Annotated in this window: 9 protein-coding genes, 22 tRNA genes and 2 rRNA genes; all 33 read left to right on the top strand. The window is 39.1% G+C overall.

Annotation, left to right across the window (positions count from 1 at the left end):
* Positions 1-94: ribosomal RNA gene (locus ACFQZ1_RS16305) — 23S ribosomal RNA — on the top strand; the annotation flags it as partial.
* A gap of 108 nt (positions 95-202) precedes the next feature.
* Positions 203-318: ribosomal RNA gene (gene rrf, locus ACFQZ1_RS16310) — 5S ribosomal RNA — on the top strand.
* A gap of 4 nt (positions 319-322) precedes the next feature.
* Positions 323-398 (top strand) — tRNA-Val (locus ACFQZ1_RS16315).
* A gap of 7 nt (positions 399-405) precedes the next feature.
* Positions 406-481 (top strand) — tRNA-Thr (locus ACFQZ1_RS16320).
* Between the two features lie 8 nt (positions 482-489).
* Positions 490-565: transfer RNA gene (locus tag ACFQZ1_RS16325), tRNA-His, on the top strand.
* 17 nt (positions 566-582) lie between these two features.
* Positions 583-663: transfer RNA gene (locus ACFQZ1_RS16330), tRNA-Leu, on the top strand.
* A 29-nt stretch (positions 664-692) separates the two neighbouring features.
* Positions 693-767 (top strand) — tRNA-Gly (locus tag ACFQZ1_RS16335).
* 16 nt (positions 768-783) lie between these two features.
* Positions 784-872 (top strand) — tRNA-Leu (locus tag ACFQZ1_RS16340).
* Between the two features lie 3 nt (positions 873-875).
* Positions 876-949 (top strand) — tRNA-Arg (locus ACFQZ1_RS16345).
* 8 nt (positions 950-957) lie between these two features.
* Positions 958-1031 (top strand) — tRNA-Pro (locus tag ACFQZ1_RS16350).
* A 15-nt stretch (positions 1032-1046) separates the two neighbouring features.
* Positions 1047-1119, top strand: a tRNA-Ala gene (locus tag ACFQZ1_RS16355).
* Between the two features lie 16 nt (positions 1120-1135).
* Positions 1136-1212: transfer RNA gene (locus tag ACFQZ1_RS16360), tRNA-Met, on the top strand.
* A 4-nt stretch (positions 1213-1216) separates the two neighbouring features.
* Positions 1217-1293, top strand: a tRNA-Ile gene (locus ACFQZ1_RS16365).
* Positions 1294-1311: 18 nt separating this feature from the next.
* Positions 1312-1404, top strand: a tRNA-Ser gene (locus tag ACFQZ1_RS16370).
* Between the two features lie 25 nt (positions 1405-1429).
* Positions 1430-1506: transfer RNA gene (locus ACFQZ1_RS16375), tRNA-Met, on the top strand.
* 2 nt (positions 1507-1508) lie between these two features.
* Positions 1509-1584, top strand: a tRNA-Asp gene (locus tag ACFQZ1_RS16380).
* A 10-nt stretch (positions 1585-1594) separates the two neighbouring features.
* A tRNA-Phe gene (locus tag ACFQZ1_RS16385) sits at positions 1595-1670 on the top strand.
* Positions 1671-1685: 15 nt separating this feature from the next.
* A tRNA-Thr gene (locus tag ACFQZ1_RS16390) sits at positions 1686-1761 on the top strand.
* Positions 1762-1770: 9 nt separating this feature from the next.
* A tRNA-Lys gene (locus tag ACFQZ1_RS16395) sits at positions 1771-1846 on the top strand.
* Positions 1847-1853: 7 nt separating this feature from the next.
* Positions 1854-1924: transfer RNA gene (locus ACFQZ1_RS16400), tRNA-Gly, on the top strand.
* Between the two features lie 8 nt (positions 1925-1932).
* A tRNA-Ile gene (locus ACFQZ1_RS16405) sits at positions 1933-2009 on the top strand.
* A gap of 3 nt (positions 2010-2012) precedes the next feature.
* Positions 2013-2087 (top strand) — tRNA-Asn (locus ACFQZ1_RS16410).
* Positions 2088-2095: 8 nt separating this feature from the next.
* Positions 2096-2186: transfer RNA gene (locus ACFQZ1_RS16415), tRNA-Ser, on the top strand.
* A gap of 6 nt (positions 2187-2192) precedes the next feature.
* Positions 2193-2264, top strand: a tRNA-Glu gene (locus ACFQZ1_RS16420).
* A 555-nt stretch (positions 2265-2819) separates the two neighbouring features.
* The gene (locus ACFQZ1_RS16425; RefSeq protein WP_377883283.1) at positions 2820-3572 is read left to right on the top strand and encodes a DeoR/GlpR family DNA-binding transcription regulator; all 753 of its coding nucleotides are present in this window, start codon (positions 2820-2822) and stop codon (positions 3570-3572) included.
* Entirely contained in the window at positions 3569-4498 is a 930-nt protein-coding gene (gene pfkB, locus ACFQZ1_RS16430) for a 1-phosphofructokinase (protein WP_377883284.1), read from the top strand. The genes ACFQZ1_RS16425 and pfkB overlap by 4 nt, the downstream gene beginning before the upstream one ends.
* Before the next feature lie 99 nt (positions 4499-4597).
* Complete coding sequence (locus ACFQZ1_RS16435) at positions 4598-6445, top strand: PTS fructose transporter subunit IIABC (protein ID WP_377883285.1); 1848 nt, start codon at positions 4598-4600, stop codon at positions 6443-6445.
* A gap of 396 nt (positions 6446-6841) precedes the next feature.
* Complete coding sequence (locus tag ACFQZ1_RS16440) at positions 6842-7786, top strand: L-lactate dehydrogenase (RefSeq protein ID WP_377883286.1); 945 nt, start codon at positions 6842-6844, stop codon at positions 7784-7786.
* Positions 7787-8112: 326 nt separating this feature from the next.
* A complete protein-coding gene (glgB, locus tag ACFQZ1_RS16445; RefSeq protein ID WP_377883287.1) occupies positions 8113-10050 on the top strand; it encodes a 1,4-alpha-glucan branching protein GlgB in 1938 nt (645 codons plus the stop codon).
* Complete coding sequence (locus ACFQZ1_RS16450; protein WP_377883288.1) at positions 9998-11128, top strand: glucose-1-phosphate adenylyltransferase; 1131 nt, start codon at positions 9998-10000, stop codon at positions 11126-11128. Before glgB ends, ACFQZ1_RS16450 begins: the two co-directional genes overlap by 53 nt.
* A 173-nt stretch (positions 11129-11301) precedes the next feature.
* The gene (locus ACFQZ1_RS16455) at positions 11302-12333 is read left to right on the top strand and encodes a GlgC family sugar phosphate nucleotidyltransferase (RefSeq protein ID WP_377883289.1); all 1032 of its coding nucleotides are present in this window, start codon (positions 11302-11304) and stop codon (positions 12331-12333) included.
* 93 nt (positions 12334-12426) lie between these two features.
* Positions 12427-13935, top strand: a complete 1509-nt coding sequence (gene glgA / locus ACFQZ1_RS16460) for a glycogen synthase GlgA (protein WP_377883290.1) — start codon at positions 12427-12429, stop codon at positions 13933-13935.
* A 100-nt stretch (positions 13936-14035) separates the two neighbouring features.
* Complete coding sequence (locus tag ACFQZ1_RS16465; protein WP_377883291.1) at positions 14036-16444, top strand: glycogen/starch/alpha-glucan phosphorylase; 2409 nt, start codon at positions 14036-14038, stop codon at positions 16442-16444.
* The last annotated feature ends 336 nt before the right edge of the window (positions 16445-16780 follow it).

Genomic DNA, 16780 nt, shown 5'->3' on the forward strand with positions numbered 1-16780 from the left:
AGATCCCTGAAAGATGATCAGGTTGATAGGTTCGAGGTGGAAGCATGGTGACATGTGGAGCTGACGAATACTAATAGATCGAGGACTTAACCATATAATATGAATACTGCATTGATGTTATCTAGTTTTGAGAGAATATAAAAAAACTTGTTGACTTTTTTAGTGAATCAAGTATAATAATGATTGTCTCAAGTGAATATAGTCTGGTAATGATGGCAGAGAGGTCACACCCGTTCCCATACCGAACACGGAAGTTAAGCTCTCTAGCGCCGATGGTAGTTGGGACTTTGTCCCTGTGAGAGTAGGACGTTGCCAGGCAAATGGAGGATTAGCTCAGCTGGGAGAGCACCTGCCTTACAAGCAGGGGGTCGGCGGTTCGATCCCGTCATCCTCCACCATATAAATGCCGGCTTAGCTCAATTGGTAGAGCAACTGACTTGTAATCAGTAGGTTGGGGGTTCAAGTCCTCTAGCCGGCACCAGGATTATGGCGGCTGTGGCGAAGTGGTTAACGCATCGGATTGTGGCTCCGACACTCGTGGGTTCGATTCCCATCAGTCGCCCCATTTTTAAAAAATAATATGCGGGTGTGGCGGAATTGGCAGACGCACCAGACTTAGGATCTGGCGCCTTTGGCGTGGGGGTTCGACTCCCTTCACCCGCACTTTTAATTGAATAAGTCATATATGTCTTGCGGAAGTAGTTCAGTGGTAGAATACAACCTTGCCAAGGTTGGGGTCGCGGGTTCGAATCCCGTCTTCCGCTCCAATTTTCAATATGACATGCCGGGGTGGCGGAACAGGCAGACGCACAGGACTTAAAATCCTGCGGTGGGTGACCACCGTGCGGGTTCGACCCCCGCCCTCGGCACCATATGCGCCCGTAGCTCAATTGGATAGAGCGTTTGACTACGGATCAAAAGGTTAGGGGTTCGAGTCCTCTCGGGCGCGCTTATTAACGGGAAGTGGCTCAGCTTGGTAGAGCACCTGGTTTGGGACCAGGGGGTCGCAGGTTCGAATCCTGTCTTCCCGATAGTTTTAAAATCTTGGGGCCTTAGCTCAGCTGGGAGAGCGCCTGCCTTGCACGCAGGAGGTCAGCGGTTCGATCCCGCTAGGCTCCACTTATATATCTTTTATGGCGGTGTAGCTCAGCTGGCTAGAGCGTACGGTTCATACCCGTGAGGTCGGGGGTTCGATCCCCTCCGCCGCTACCATAAAGGACCTTTAGCTCAGCTGGTTAGAGCAGACGGCTCATAACCGTCCGGTCGTAGGTTCGAGTCCTACAAGGTCCACCACTCAAGTTTTATATATATGGAGGTATACCCAAGTCTGGCTGAAGGGATCGGTCTTGAAAACCGACAGGCGGCGAGAGTCGCGCGGGGGTTCGAATCCCTCTACCTCCTCCATTTTTTAAAAAAAATATTATATCGTCGCGGGGTGGAGCAGTCTGGTAGCTCGTCGGGCTCATAACCCGAAGGTCGCAGGTTCAAATCCTGTCCCCGCAACCAATGGTCCCGTGGTGTAGTGGTTAACATGCCTGCCTGTCACGCAGGAGATCGCCGGTTCGACCCCGGTCGGGACCGCCATTTACATAAAGGCTCGGTAGCTCAGTCGGTAGAGCAGAGGACTGAAAATCCTCGTGTCGGCGGTTCGATTCCGTCCCGAGCCACCATTTTGAAATATGCAAGCCGGCTTAGCTCAATTGGTAGAGCAACTGACTTGTAATCAGTAGGTTGGGGGTTCAAGTCCTCTAGCCGGCACCATTTCAAAATGAGCCATTAGCTCAGTTGGTAGAGCATCTGACTTTTAATCAGAGGGTCGAAGGTTCGAGTCCTTCATGGCTCACCATTTTTATGCGGGTGTAGTTTAGTGGTAAAACAAGAGCCTTCCAAGCTCTGGTCGAGAGTTCGATTCTCTTCACCCGCTTTTTTTATGGGCCTATAGCTCAGCTGGTTAGAGCGCACGCCTGATAAGCGTGAGGTCGATGGTTCGAGTCCATTTAGGCCCACCATATTCCGCAGTAGCTCAGTGGTAGAGCTATCGGCTGTTAACCGATCGGTCGTAGGTTCGAGTCCTACCTGCGGAGCCATATAATATAGAGAAGTACCCAAGTGGCTCAAGGGGCTCCCCTGCTAAGGGAGTAGATCGCTTACGCGGTGCGAGGGTTCGAATCCCTTCTTCTCTGCCAGAAATTGGCCCGTTGGTCAAGTGGTTAAGACACCGCCCTTTCACGGCGGTAACACGGGTTCGAATCCCGTACGGGTCATATTAAAAGAGATAGCATATTATGCTATCTCTTTTTTTTATGTTGTTGAAACTCTTCCATTCTATAATTCTATGATTTAGCAGCTACTTGTAGTTCCCACATCAAAATTAAAATTCAAGCAATTATTAAACAACCACAAAAAACATTAGTAATCTTTCCTAAAAAGTCTCCAAACAAATATTTGTTGAATTCTGGCGCAGAATACACTTGAATGCTCCGTGCAAGAAATACAATCTTTGTGTTGATATATAGGAATGTTGGTTACCTCGTGTACCAATTTTAAGTGCGATTGCAAAGCCCCTTCCTACAACTGTATCAATGTAAGTGATAGTTCTTTTTTGACTCTTCCATTGTTGTTCACCCATTGCAACTACCTTTTTTCCAAACATATATGCTCGATCATGAGTAAGTGGGCATATGACGACTGTTAAGTGTAATGTTAAAGTTTTATGATTGTTTTTGGTTTATTTATGATATTTATGATTGTTTTTGAATGATTTTGATTGATTTTTGAAAGGGTTTTCGTTATGATGAATGTAAGAAGGAGGTGGCGGCATGTTAACACCTGAGCGTCACCAAATTATTTTGGATTTGGTGAAAAATAAAGGAATTGTAAAGCTTCAAGAGTTAGTTGCTGCAACTAACTCATCGGAATCGACGATTCGAAGAGATTTGATTTATTTAGAAGAGAAAAACTATATAAAGCGTGTTCATGGCGGAGCTTCACCGTTACAATCAAAAGGAAAAGAACCGAGTATGAATGAAAAATCCTTCAAAAATCTTCAGGAAAAAAAGTCGATTGGTCAATATGCAGCATCTCTTGTGGAAGACGGGCATTGTATTTATTTAGATGCCGGAAGTACGACGTTTGAAATGATTCCATTTTTGGAGGGAAAAGATATAACTGTCGTGACAAATGGACTTATGCATATTGAGGCATTGTTTCAAGCCAATATTCGGGCTTATTTACTTGGTGGCATGATGAAAAGCAATACAAGAGCGTTAATTGGAAGCGCTGCCCTTGAAAGCTTACTTCGCTATCGATTCGATTTTTGTTTTTTAGGGGCAAATGCTGTTCATCCTGTTTACGGTTATACAACGCCAGACCCTGAGGAAGCTTTGCTGAAGAAAACAGCTCTGCAACTTTCTAACTCGTGTTATGTTCTGGCGGATGGCAGTAAATTTTCAGAGATATCATTTGCGAAAATTGAAGAGCTCGAAGCAGCAAATATTATTGCAACTAATATTGGAGAGAACGAAGTAGCTCCTTATGCTAAAAAAACATTAATAAAGGTCGTGACAGTATGATTTACACTGTAACATTGAATCCTTCTGTAGATTATGTAGTGCAAGTAAATAATTTTGCACTACATTCGCTAAATCGCATGGAAAAAGAAGTGAAGTATCCAGGCGGAAAAGGAATTAATGTATCCCGTGTTCTAAAAAGAATTGATGTTTCTTCAAAAGCGCTTGGATTCATAGGGGGATTTACTGGTCGCTTTATTCAAGAAAAATTAGAAGAAGAGGGTATTGCAACCGATTTTATTGAAGTAGATGGTGATTCGCGGATTAACATTAAATTGAAAACAGGACAAGAAACTGAAATAAATGGAAGAGGTCCTGTTATTTTAAGTGAACAATTAGAACGTTTAATACAGCAAGTAGGCAATTTACAAGAAGGTGATGTTCTATTATTGGCAGGCAGTATTCCACCGTCTTTACCAGAATCGTTATATAAAGAAATCACAAAGGAATGCAGTGCGCGCGGCGTGAAAGTAGCTGTTGATGCGAGCGGAAAGGCATTGATTGATGTTGTAAAGCACCGTCCATTCTTTATAAAGCCAAACCATCACGAGTTAGGCGAACTATTTGATGTAGAAATTCAAAGTATTCAAGATGCGGCATTATACGGTAAGAAGCTTCTTGAAATGGGCGCAGAGCATGTTGTTGTATCAATGGCTGGGGATGGTGCACTCTTTCTTGCGAAGGAGCATGCATATTTTGCTAATGTGCCGAAAGGGCAAGTTGTAAATTCTGTTGGAGCTGGTGATTCGCTTGTGGCCGGTTTTCTAGGAACATATGAAAAAACTGGAGATTTAAAAGAAGCATTTCGATTTGGCGTTGCTACTGGAAGCGCAACAGCATTTTCTTCTGATCTTGCTGAAAAAGAAAAAATTGAGGAACTATTGTTGCAAGTAGAAGTACAATCTTTATCCTACATTAACGGGCAGTAAGCCACCCATCTTAAGATTGAGAGCGAAGCGAAGAAGATAGGGGAAATGAAGAAAATCTTCACGGATGGAAGTTTCACTTTATAGGAGAGAAGGATCTATATGAAAATTACAGAATTACTAAAAAAAGACACAATTCTTCTACAATTACAAACATCTTCTAAGCAAGAAACGATTGATGAAATGGTAAGTAAGCTTGCACAAGCAGGCCGATTACATGATGAGATTCAATTTAAAGAGGCAATTTTAACTCGTGAAGCACAAAGTACTACTGGCATTGGAGAAGGGATTGCAATTCCTCATGCAAAAACGGCTGCGGTTAAGACACCTGCTATTTGTTTTGCGAAATCAGATAGCGGTATAGACTATGAATCTCTCGATGGTCAACCAGCTCATTTATTCTTTATGATTGCAGCAAGTGAAGGAGCAAATAATGCTCATTTGGAAACTCTTTCTCGCTTATCTACATTACTTATGGATGCGGAATTTCGCGGGAAACTTATGAAAGCGCAAACAGAAGACGAGCTACTGCACCTTATTGATGCGAAAGAGAAAGAAGTTAATAAAGAAGAAAATACTGTACAGTCAAGTTCAAAGGGGAAAATTTTAGCAGTTACTGCTTGTCCTACAGGAATTGCTCATACGTATATGGCAGCAGATGCTTTAAAATCAAAAGCAAAGGAAATGGGTGTTGATATAAAAGTAGAAACAAATGGTTCTACAGGAGTAAAAAATGAATTGACTGCAGAAGAGATTCATGATGCAGTGGCAATTATTATTGCTGCAGATAAACAAGTTGAGATGGATCGTTTTAAAGGAAAGCATGTTATTGAGGTACCAGTTGCAGCTGGAATTCGTAAATCTGAGGAACTTATTAACCGTGCGCTTAAACAGGATGGACCTATCTATCAAGGAACAGGGGAAACTGTAAAGGGCGAAGTAAAAGAAAAACGCACAGGATTTTATAAGCATTTAATGAATGGTGTATCCAACATGCTTCCATTCGTTGTTGGTGGCGGGATTTTAATCGCACTGGCATTCGCTTTTGGCGGCATTCATGCAAAAGGGCCGATTGCTTCTACATTAATGGCAATTGGTGGCGGAAACGGAGCATTTTTCTTTATCGTTCCAGTATTAGCAGGATTTATTGCAAGTAGTATCGCAGATCGGCCTGGTTTTGCACCTGGTATGGTTGGAGGTTATTTAGCAGCACAAGCTGGGGCTGGATTTCTCGGTGGTTTAATCGCAGGATTTCTGGCAGGTTATGTGATCGTTCTCTTGAAAAAAGCTTTTCAAGTATTACCGGCACAACTTGAAGGAATTAAACCTGTTCTTTTGTATCCGTTGTTTGGTATTATGATTACTGGTTTGATTATGATTCTTGTTGTAAATGATCCTGTAGTAGCAATGAATAAAGGTTTAACACATTGGTTAAATGGATTAAGCGGAGGAAATGCTATTTTATTAGGTATCATTCTTGGTGGTATGATGGCCGTGGATATGGGAGGGCCTATCAACAAAGCTGCCTTTACATTCGGATTAGCGGCAATTGCTGCACATAATTTCGGACCGCATGCTGCAGTTATGGCTGGCGGTATGGTTCCGCCGCTTGGAGTTGCATTAGCAACAACTTTCTTTAAAGGAAAATTTACAGAGGCAGAGCGCAAATCTGGTATTACAAATTATATTATGGGTCTTTCTTTTATTACAGAGGGTGCTATTCCATTTGCAGCAGCTGATCCATTACGTGTAATTGTAAGCTGTGTTATAGGGTCTGCGATTGCAGGTGCTCTGACTATGGGGTTTCATATTACTCTTCCTGCACCGCACGGTGGCTTGTTCGTTATCCCTCTTGTGAATAAACCGATACTTTATTTATTAGCTATCGTAATAGGAGCAGTTGTAACAGCAGTTATGCTTGGGATTTGGAAAAAGCCTGTAAATAAATAAGAAAAGCGGTCAATTTTTGACCGCTTTTTTTACATTGTTAAAAAAAGAATGTGCCTAAAAAATATCGAAATGTTGTTTTTAGAGTTCTTTCTTCATAGTACGGATAAGAATCCTTATTTTTCTTTTTATCAAGCATACTTAACAAATATGAAGGAAAACAGTATGTGAATTTAGAATATGTATATGGTAGATTGAAATGGATTCCACATGTACCGTTATAACTTTATCCTATCTGTGAAAAAGTTCACAAATAGGCCATAAATTGTGAATGTATTCACAAAGAAACGTGCTACAATATGTGTGTAAGGAAGTTAAACAATATAAAATCAGTATTTTAATTATTTACTTAAATGACAATGATAATAATGAAATGAAAGATAGAGAGGGGATTTTACCATGAAAAAAGGTATTAATCGCGTAGTATTAGTAGGAACAGGAGCTGTAGGTTGCAGCTATGCATATTCTATGATTAACCAAGGTGTAGCTGAAGAGTTTGTTCTTGTTGACGTAAACGAAGCAAAAGCAGAAGGGGAAGCAATGGATTTAAGCCATGCTGTTCCATTTGCTCCAGCTCCAACAAAGGTTTGGAAAGGTAGTTATGCAGATTGTAAAGATGCAGATCTTGTTGTTATTACTGCTGGATTGCCACAAAAGCCAGGTGAAACTCGCTTAGATTTAGTTGAGAAGAACACAAAAATCTTTAAACAAATCGTTCGCGGCATCATGGATAGCGGATTTGATGGTATCTTCTTAATCGCAACTAACCCAGTTGATATTTTAACTTATGTAACTTGGAAAGAATCTGGATTACCAAAAGAACGTGTAATTGGTTCTGGTACAACTTTAGACTCTGCTCGTTTCCGTTACATGTTAGGTGAATATTTAAATGTGGATCCACGTAACGTTCACGCATATATTATTGGTGAACATGGTGACACAGAGCTTCCAGTATGGAGCCATACAACTGTTGGTGTACAAAAACTAGAAACAATTTTAGCAAACAATGAAAAGTACAATCAAAGCGATTTAGATGAAATCTTTGTGAATGTACGAGATGCTGCTTATCATATTATTCAACGCAAAGGTGCAACTTACTATGGTATCGGTATGTCACTATTACGTGTAACTAAAGCGATTTTAAACAATGAAAACAGCGTATTGACAGTATCTGCATACCTTGAAGGACAATACGGACAACAAGATGTTTACGTAGGTGTTCCAGCAGTTATCAACCGTCAAGGTATTCGAGAAGTTGTAGAGCTTGAATTGAACGCAGAAGAAGAATTGAAATTTGATCATTCTGTAAAAGTGCTAAAAGAAACTATGGCACCAGTACTATAATCCAAATTGTATATAACCCTTTCCGGCAAGCCCCTGTACATCCCCCTTTTGCCGGAAAGGGTTTTTTTATATTTTACTTTAAGTAGACAGTAATAACAGAATAACTGTAAACTCCTCCCTCTTTTTTACTTTAAAAATTATTCTAAAATAAAACGCTTACAAGGAATATTCGTCAAAATTCGATATTTTCAGCTGAAATTTACGGAATTACCATGAATTTCCGCGAAAAAAACGTATGTTTTTTTAGAAAATCGCAAGGATATTTCTATTTACCGAAGAATAGTAATAACATATTAAAAATTCTGTCATCTTGTGAGGTGAACATAGTGATTGTAACAAATTGTAATGAGGAAAACATGCTATTGTTTCATAAAGAGAAATTTTACAATAGCTACGAAATACTTGGGGCTCATCTAACTAAGGAAGATGGGGTGCAAGGAACACGCTTTTCCGTATGGGCTCCTCATGCACAAGCTGTGAGTATTGTAGGGGATTTTAATGAATGGAATAATCAAATGCATGAAATGATGCGAGTGACAGAGGAAGGAATTTGGTCTTTATTTATACCAAATGTAGCTCAGCTAGAATTGTACAAATATGCAATCGAAGCCTCAAACGGTCATACAATTTTAAAAGCTGATCCGTATGCAATGTATGCTGAAGTGAGACCAAATACGGCATCCATTGTTTATGATATAAAAGGATATAAATGGAAAGATCAGAAGTGGTTTCAAAAAAAGAAACGAAAACCAATTTACAATGAACCGTTAGCAATTTATGAGCTTCACTTTGGTTCATGGAAAAAGAAAGAAGATGAGTCTTTTTACTCTTACAGAGAAATGGCAGATGAGCTTATTCCGTATGTAGTGGAGCATCAATTTACTCATATTGAAATTATGCCGCTTATTGAACACCCGTATGATCGTTCTTGGGGATATCAAGGGACTGGATATTATGCGCCGACAAGTAGATACGGAACACCGCAGGATTTTATGTATTTTGTCGATGAATGTCACAAATATGGGATCGGTGTCATTTTAGATTGGGTACCAGGGCATTTTTGTAAAGATGCTCATGGTCTTTACTTATTTGATGGAGAACCAACGTATGAATATAGAGATCTTGATGTACAAGAAAATCACGTATGGGGAACTGTGAACTTTGATTTAGGAAAACAAGAAGTACGAAATTTTCTCATTTCGAATGCATTGTTTTGGATGAAGTATTATCATATCGACGGCTTTCGCGTTGATGCGGTTGCTAACATGCTATATTGGGAGCGAAATGGGGGGCAGGAAAGTAATGAACATGCTGTATTATTCCTGCAACAGCTGAATGAAGCAGTATTTGCGGAAGATCCAACTTTCTTAATGACTGCGGAAGATTCAACAGCATGGCCGCTCGTAACTGCACCGACATACGAAGGTGGACTCGGTTTTAATTATAAATGGAATATGGGCTGGATGAATGACATTTTAAAATATATGGAATGTGCACCGGAGTATCGGAAATATATTCATGACAAAGTAACATTTTCACTGCTTTACGCGTATTCTGAGAATTTTATTTTACCGTTATCACATGATGAAGTAGTACACGGGAAAAAGTCGCTATTAAATAAAATGCCGGGTGATTATTGGTCCAAGTTTGCTCAGCTTCGTTTATTGTATGGCTATTTATTTACACATCCAGGTAAGAAGCTGCTTTTTATGGGCGGCGAGTTTGGGCAATATGACGAATGGAAAGACCTTGAGGATTTAGATTGGGGTTTACATGATTTTGAAATGCATGATCGTACGCATGATTACTTTAAGGAGCTCATAGCATTGTATAAGCGCTCTAAGCCGCTTTGGCAGCTTGATCACACAGAAAAGGGTTTTCAGTGGATTGATGCGGATAACCGTGAGCAAAGTATTTTTTCGTTTATTCGCCAAGGGGAGAGAGAAGAGGATGTTCTCGTTATCGTTTGTAACTTTACAAATGCGGTGTATGAAAACTATAAAGTTGGCGTACCAGCATTTCGCTATTATAACGAAATTTTAAATAGTGATAGTTCTGCATACGGCGGTTCAGGACAAATCAATAAGAAGCGATTAAAAGCGATTATGGAACCTTATCATAATCAGCTTGCTCATGTTGAAATGACAATACCACCATTTGGAATTTCAATTTTACGGCCGGTGAAAACACGAAAGGGGAGTAGTAAACAAGATGGTACAAAAGCAGACGTGCGTAGCAATGTTATTAGCAGGGGGAAAAGGTAGCCGTTTAAGTGCCTTAACAAAAAATCTAGCGAAGCCAGCTGTTCCATTTGGCGGTAAATATCGCATTATTGATTTTACATTAAGTAACTGTGCGAATTCTGGTATTGAAACAGTGGGGATTTTAACACAATATCAGCCGTTAGAATTGCATAGTTATATCGGTATTGGAGATGCATGGGATTTAGACCGTGTAAATGGAGGGGTTACTGTACTCCCTCCTTATGCAGAGTCTTCTGGAGTGAAATGGTATACAGGAACAGCAAGCGCCATTTATCAAAATTTGAATTATTTAAAGCAGTATGATCCGGAATATGTTCTCATTTTATCTGGCGATCATATTTATAAGATGGATTATGCAAAAATGCTCGATCATCATATGGAACGAGAAGCAGATGTCTCTATTTCTGTTATTGAAGTACCGTGGGATGAAGCAAGCCGCTTTGGCATTATGAATACGAATGAAGCGATGGAAATTGTTGAGTTTGAAGAAAAACCGCAGTTTCCAAAAAGCAATCTAGCTTCAATGGGCATTTATATTTTTAATTGGGCTATTTTAAAAGAGTATTTAGAAATGGATGCAAGAAATCCAGAATCTAGTAATGATTTTGGAAAAGATGTGATTCCGCTTTTATTGGATGAAGGGAAAAAGCTTGTTGCGTATCCATTTAGCGGGTATTGGAAAGACGTTGGAACAGTGAAGAGCTTATGGGAAGCAAATATGGATTTGCTTCGCGAAGATTCATCACTCAATTTGTATGACCGTGATTGGCGAATTTGTTCTGTTAACCCGAATCAGCCGCCTCAATATATTGCACCATCAGCTAAAGTGGAAGAATCGTTAATTAATGAAGGGTGCGTTGTAGAAGGTGATGTGCAGCATTCTGTATTGTTTCAAGGGGTAATTGTGGAGGAAGGCAGCAAGGTTATAGATTCAGTTATTATGCCAGATGCCAGAATTGGAAAGAATGTTGTGATTGAGCGTGCGATTGTTGGTCCAGGAATGGTCATTGAAGATGGAACAATTATTCGTCCGGAACGAAATATTGAAGACGTTGTATTAATTGCAGAAGAAAATTAATACAAGTAAAACTAACGATTAGCAAGGGGAGCTTAATCTTTTCACACATAGTTAGTAGAAATAATCGAAGCTTTGATGGATAGTGATTCTATTCCTATCTTCTTTGATTTTATGGAAGGTTACGATGATAATTTTACTGCCTGATAGAGCGTGACGAAAAGGGGATGAGATGAGTGAGAGAATCAATGTTAGGAATTATTAATGCAACAGGGAGTTTTCCATCACTACAGCAAGTAACAAATCATCGATCATTAGCGGTATTGCCGTTTGCGGGGCGCTACCGTTTAATTGATTTTATGCTTTCAAATATGGTGAATTCTCATATTCATAGCGTAGCTATTTTCACAAGTCATAAAAACCGTTCACTCATGGATCATCTCGGTTCTGGGAAACAGTGGGATTTAGATCGAAAACGCGATGGCTTATTTTTATTTCCTCCAAATTGCCAATGTGCTCAAGATGAGTTTGGTTCGTTTGCTCATTTTAGAAGACATATTGATTACTTTTTACGTAGTAAACAGCAGTATGTTGTGATTACAAACAGTCATGTTGTAACAGCGCTTGATTTCCAAGATGTATTAGAGCGTCACTTATATACAGGAGCAGATATTACTGAAGTATGTCACCAAGGTGAGTCGCTTCAGACATATGTATTAAAGAAGGAGTTATTATTACATTTGTTTGAGACGTATCAAGACATGGGGTATTATAGATTAATTGATGTTGTAAAAGAAAAACGTAATACATCATTGCATATTGAAAGTTACGAGCATACTGGCTATGTGGCAGTAATAGATTCAATTGAAAGTTACTATAAACATAGTTTGGAAATACTGCAGCCGCATATTTGGAAGCAAGTGTTTAAGAAAGAAACGCCAATTTTTACGAAAGTAAAGGATGAGCCGCCGACAAGGTATGGAAAAGACGCAAGTGTACATAATACGATGATTGCGAACGGCAGCATTATTGAGGGAGAAGTAGAAAATAGCGTTGTTTTTCGTTCTGTAAAGATTGGAAAAGGTTCGATTGTTCGTAACAGTATTATTATGCAAAAGAGCCAAATTGGAGAGAATTGTATACTAGATGGTGTAATTATTGATAAGGATGTAAAAATTGAAGATGGAACGACGTTAACAGGCGGAGCCCATTCTCCATTTGTTGTAGAGAAAGGGAAAACACAAAGCAGTAACGTAACCATTTACTAAGCTATCTATTTAAGAATTGAGAGGAGGAATCTGCATGTACGGCATAGGTAAGCCTAGCTTGCCTATGCTTGCTGCTGCAGAGAAACAATCGCAGTGAATATTTTATTTGCAGTATCAGAGTGCGTACCATTTATTAAATCGGGTGGATTAGCAGATGTAGCTGGAGCACTTCCAAAGGCATTACAAAAACTTGGAATGAACGTACGCGTTATGCTTCCATACTATAGTTTAATTCCAGAGCATGTACGAAAAGAATGTGTGCTTCATAAAGTGATTACAGTTAAGCTTGGCTGGCGTAATCAATATTGCGGTATTTTGAAAATGGAGCATGAAGGGGTTACGTATTACTTTATCGACAATGAATACTATTTTAAAAGAGATTCACTATATGGCCATTATGATGATGGCGAACGTTTTTCATTTTTCTCAAAGGCGGTATTAGAATGCATTCCGCATTTAGATTTTGAAGTAGATGTTCTGCATTGTCATGACTGGCATACAGCGATGGCAAATTTTTTATTACGTGAAAAATATTGTGAGCAGCCATTATACGAAAATATAAAGACAGTCTTTACAATTCATAACTTGCAGTTTCAAGGCGTGTTTCCGCGCATCGTTATGGATGACTTATTGGAGCTTGGTAATGAGTATTTTCAGAGTGAACAGCTTGAGTTTTATGGAAACATCAATTTTATGAAAGGTGGAATTATCGCTTCTGATAGCATTACAGCGGTAAGCCCGACATATAAAGAAGAAATTCAATATTCATTTTTCGGAGAGAAGTTAGATGGTTTATTGCGTAAGTATAACGATAAACTTGTTGGAATTGTAAATGGAATCGACGATATTTTGTACAATCCGAAAAATGATAAAACGATAGCGGCAATGTATAATGCGAATTCACTTCATAAAAAAAGAGATAATAAACGTGCATTGCAGCGTTATTTTGGATTGCCAGAAAAAGAAGAGGCACCTGTTATTGCAATGGTTACACGTTTAACACAGCAAAAAGGATTAGATTTAGTGCGCCATGTTTTTCATGAAATGATGCAAGAAGATGTGCAATTTATTGTACTTGGATCGGGCGATAAAGAATATGAGCAATTTTTTGAACAAATGGCATATGAATATCCAGATAAAGTGAAAGTGTATATCGGATTTCATGAAGAGCTGGCACATCAAGTGTATGCCGGCGCAGATTTGTTTCTAATGCCATCTTTATTTGAGCCATGCGGTCTTGGACAGTTAATTGCCCTTGCATACGGAGCAATTCCAATTGTGCGGGAAACAGGCGGCTTAAATGATACGGTTCAATCGTACAACGAAGCTACAAATGAAGGAAATGGTTTTAGTTTTACGAACTTCAATGCTCACGATATGCTGCATACGGTGCAGCGTGCATTGTACTATTATCATGATAAAAAGGTATGGCAATCCCTTGTGAAACGTGCGATGACAGAGGATTATAGCTGGAAGCAGTCCGCGCGTAAGTATAAGGAACTTTATGAAAGTTTGTTCGAGTCGAATAAGGAACAACAATTTCATGATGAACAAAAGAAGATTGATGATAAGCAACCGATTCTTTTTGTTCATCACCAGTAGGAAAGCGTAATTGATACATGTTTCACTGAATGGATTGGAAGGGCTAACCAGCAGGGGGAAAACCACTGCTGGTAGTTTCACTTTTGAAGAGGTGAGAGAGATGTTTTCAAATACAGGGAGTTTTAAAGCTGCTTTTTTAGAAAAGTTAGAAACGATGTATGGCAAAAGTTTTAAAGATTCGACTGTACAAGATCAATATAATACGCTCGGTCATATGGTACGTGAATATATTAGTCAGCGCTGGATTGGGACGAATGAACGTTACCGGACAGACAATCAAAAGCAAATGTACTACTTATCGATTGAGTTTTTATTAGGGCGTTTATTAGGGAGTAATTTATTAAACTTGGGAATACGTGATGTATGTGAGAGAGGATTAGAAGAGCTTGGGATTTACTTACAAGACCTCGAGGAAATTGAAGCGGATGCTGGACTTGGAAATGGCGGTCTTGGTCGTTTGGCGGCCTGTTTTCTTGATTCATTAGCTTCATTAAATTTGCCAGGACACGGGTGCGGTATTCGCTATAAGCACGGTTTGTTTGATCAAAAAATTGTGGATGGTTATCAAATCGAGTTGCCAGAGCAATGGTTGCGTCATGGGAATGTTTGGGAAGTAAGAAGGCATGATCAAGCTGTGGAAGTTAGTTTTTGGGGACAAGTTGATACATTTCAGTCAAATGATCGTCTTGAATTTCGTCATATAAATGCGGAAACAATTATGGCTGTACCGTATGATGTACCGGTTGTTGGTTATCAGACAAGTACTGTAAATACACTGCGTCTTTGGAGTGCAGAACCAGTTCCATTTCCGCCAAACTGTAAGGATGTATTGAAATATAAAAGAGAAACAGAAGCGGTGTCAGAGTTTTTATATCCAGATGATACGCATGATGAAGGGAAAATACTTCGTTTGAAACAACAATATTTTCTTGTGTCTGCTAGCTTACAAAATATCGTTCGCTTACATCGTGAACGGAATGGTACGCTTCGTAATCTGCATGAGAAAATTGCCATTCATATTAATGATACGCATCCAGTTTTAGCAATTCCTGAATTAATGCGCATTTTGCTTGATGAGGAAAAGATGAGCTGGGAGGATGCATGGTACATTACAACACATACGATTTCCTATACAAACCATACAACTTTATCTGAAGCATTAGAAAAGTGGCCGATTCATATTTTTGAGCCGCTATTACCGCGTATTTATATGATTGTCCAAGAAATTAATGAACGCTTTTGTCGTGATTTATGGGAAAGGTATTCATATGATTGGGATCGCATTGAAAATATGGCGATTATCGCTCATGGGCTTGTGAAGATGGCACATTTAGCGATCGTTGGCAGTCATAGTGTAAACGGTGTTGCTAACATTCATACGGAAATATTAAAACAACGAGAAATGCGATTGTTTTATGAGTTTTATCCAGAGAAGTTCAACAATAAGACAAATGGAATTACTCATCGGCGCTGGTTATTAAAAGCAAATCCGCAGCTGTCGAAATTAATATGTGAAACAATCGGCACAGATTGGATGAAGGAGCCAGAGCAGCTGCAAGCTTTAGGAAATTATAAGTATGATGCAGCATTTCAAGATGCGCTTCACAATGTAAAACAGGTACGAAAAGAATTGTTAATGAAGCGGATTGAAAAGCAAACGGGTATAGTTGTCGATCCGTATTCTATTTTTGACGTGCAAGTAAAGCGACTGCATGCATACAAGCGGCAATTATTAAATGTACTGCATATTTTATATTTGTACAATCGTTTAAAAGAAGATTCTAGTTTTTCTTTTTATCCGCGTACATTTATTTTTGGTGCAAAGGCATCGCCAGGTTATTATTATGCGAAAAAGATTATTAAACTTATAAATGAATTGGCACGAAAAGTGAATGATGATCCGTATGTAAATCAATATATGAAAGTTATTTTTCTAGAAAACTATCGAGTTTCACTTGCTGAAGATATTTTTCCAGCGGCAGATGTGAGTGAACAAATTTCAACTGCAAGCAAAGAAGCATCAGGAACCGGAAATATGAAATTTATGATGAATGGTGCAGTAACGGTAGGTACGCTCGATGGTGCTAACGTTGAAATAAAAGAAGCTGTTGGAAATGAGGCTATTTTTATTTTTGGTTTAACTGCAGAGGAAGTACAGCATTATTATCAAAATGGCGGGTATCGTGCTAGTGATTATTATCATCATGATATACGCATTCAAAAAGTTGTCAATCAGCTGACAAATGGATTTTTTGAGGATGCGGGTGATGAATTTGAAGCTATTTTCGATTCCCTTCTTATTCAAAATGATGAATATTTTGTTCTTCGGGATTTTGCACCATATGCAGATGTGCAAGAAAAAGTTGGAAGAATATATGAAAATCGAAAAAAATGGCTTGAAATGAGTACTATTAATATTGCGAAATCTGGTCATTTTGCAAGTGATCGAACAATCTTACAGTACAGTCGTGATATTTGGAGAATCGCAGAGGGTATGCGAGCGAGATAGAGAAAGTAGAGTTTCATCTGCATGGTTCTATTGTTTACTAAAGGAAAATAAAAAAACGGCTTGGAAACATTCCAAGTCGTTTTACTTTGTGACAGAAGTAGGATAGAACTGTGTATATAATATACCGTGTCCTTCTTATTCTGCTGTAGCAAAATAAGAAAATACAAAGAAACCTGTAAAGACCATAAGCATAACTAGAACAAATGTAGTGGCAGATTTCCCCATGCTAGGTCCCCTTATCAAAAAATCTCTTCTTTTATTCCGCTATTTGCGGGCAGTAAGACCCCATTGATGGAAGTTTCACTTTATTATTATAGAATATTATTATAAAATTTC

The sequence above is a fragment of the Bacillus sp. CGMCC 1.60114 genome, from assembly GCF_042676365.1.
Lineage (GTDB): Bacteria > Bacillota > Bacilli > Bacillales > Bacillaceae_G > Bacillus_A > Bacillus_A rhizoplanae_A.

What these genes read in the sequence shown, in the direction of transcription:
- ACFQZ1_RS16435 (WP_377883285.1), top strand. Translation starts at nt 4,598, where the DNA reads ATGAAAATTACAGAATTACTAAAAAAAGACACAATTCTTCTACAATTA.
- ACFQZ1_RS16440 (WP_377883286.1), top strand. Translation starts at nt 6,842, where the DNA reads ATGAAAAAAGGTATTAATCGCGTAGTATTAGTAGGAACAGGAGCTGTA.
- ACFQZ1_RS16425 (WP_377883283.1), top strand. Translation starts at nt 2,820, where the DNA reads ATGTTAACACCTGAGCGTCACCAAATTATTTTGGATTTGGTGAAAAAT.
- ACFQZ1_RS16465 (WP_377883291.1), top strand. Translation starts at nt 14,036, where the DNA reads ATGTTTTCAAATACAGGGAGTTTTAAAGCTGCTTTTTTAGAAAAGTTA.
- pfkB (WP_377883284.1), top strand. Translation starts at nt 3,569, where the DNA reads ATGATTTACACTGTAACATTGAATCCTTCTGTAGATTATGTAGTGCAA.
- ACFQZ1_RS16450 (WP_377883288.1), top strand. Translation starts at nt 9,998, where the DNA reads ATGGTACAAAAGCAGACGTGCGTAGCAATGTTATTAGCAGGGGGAAAA.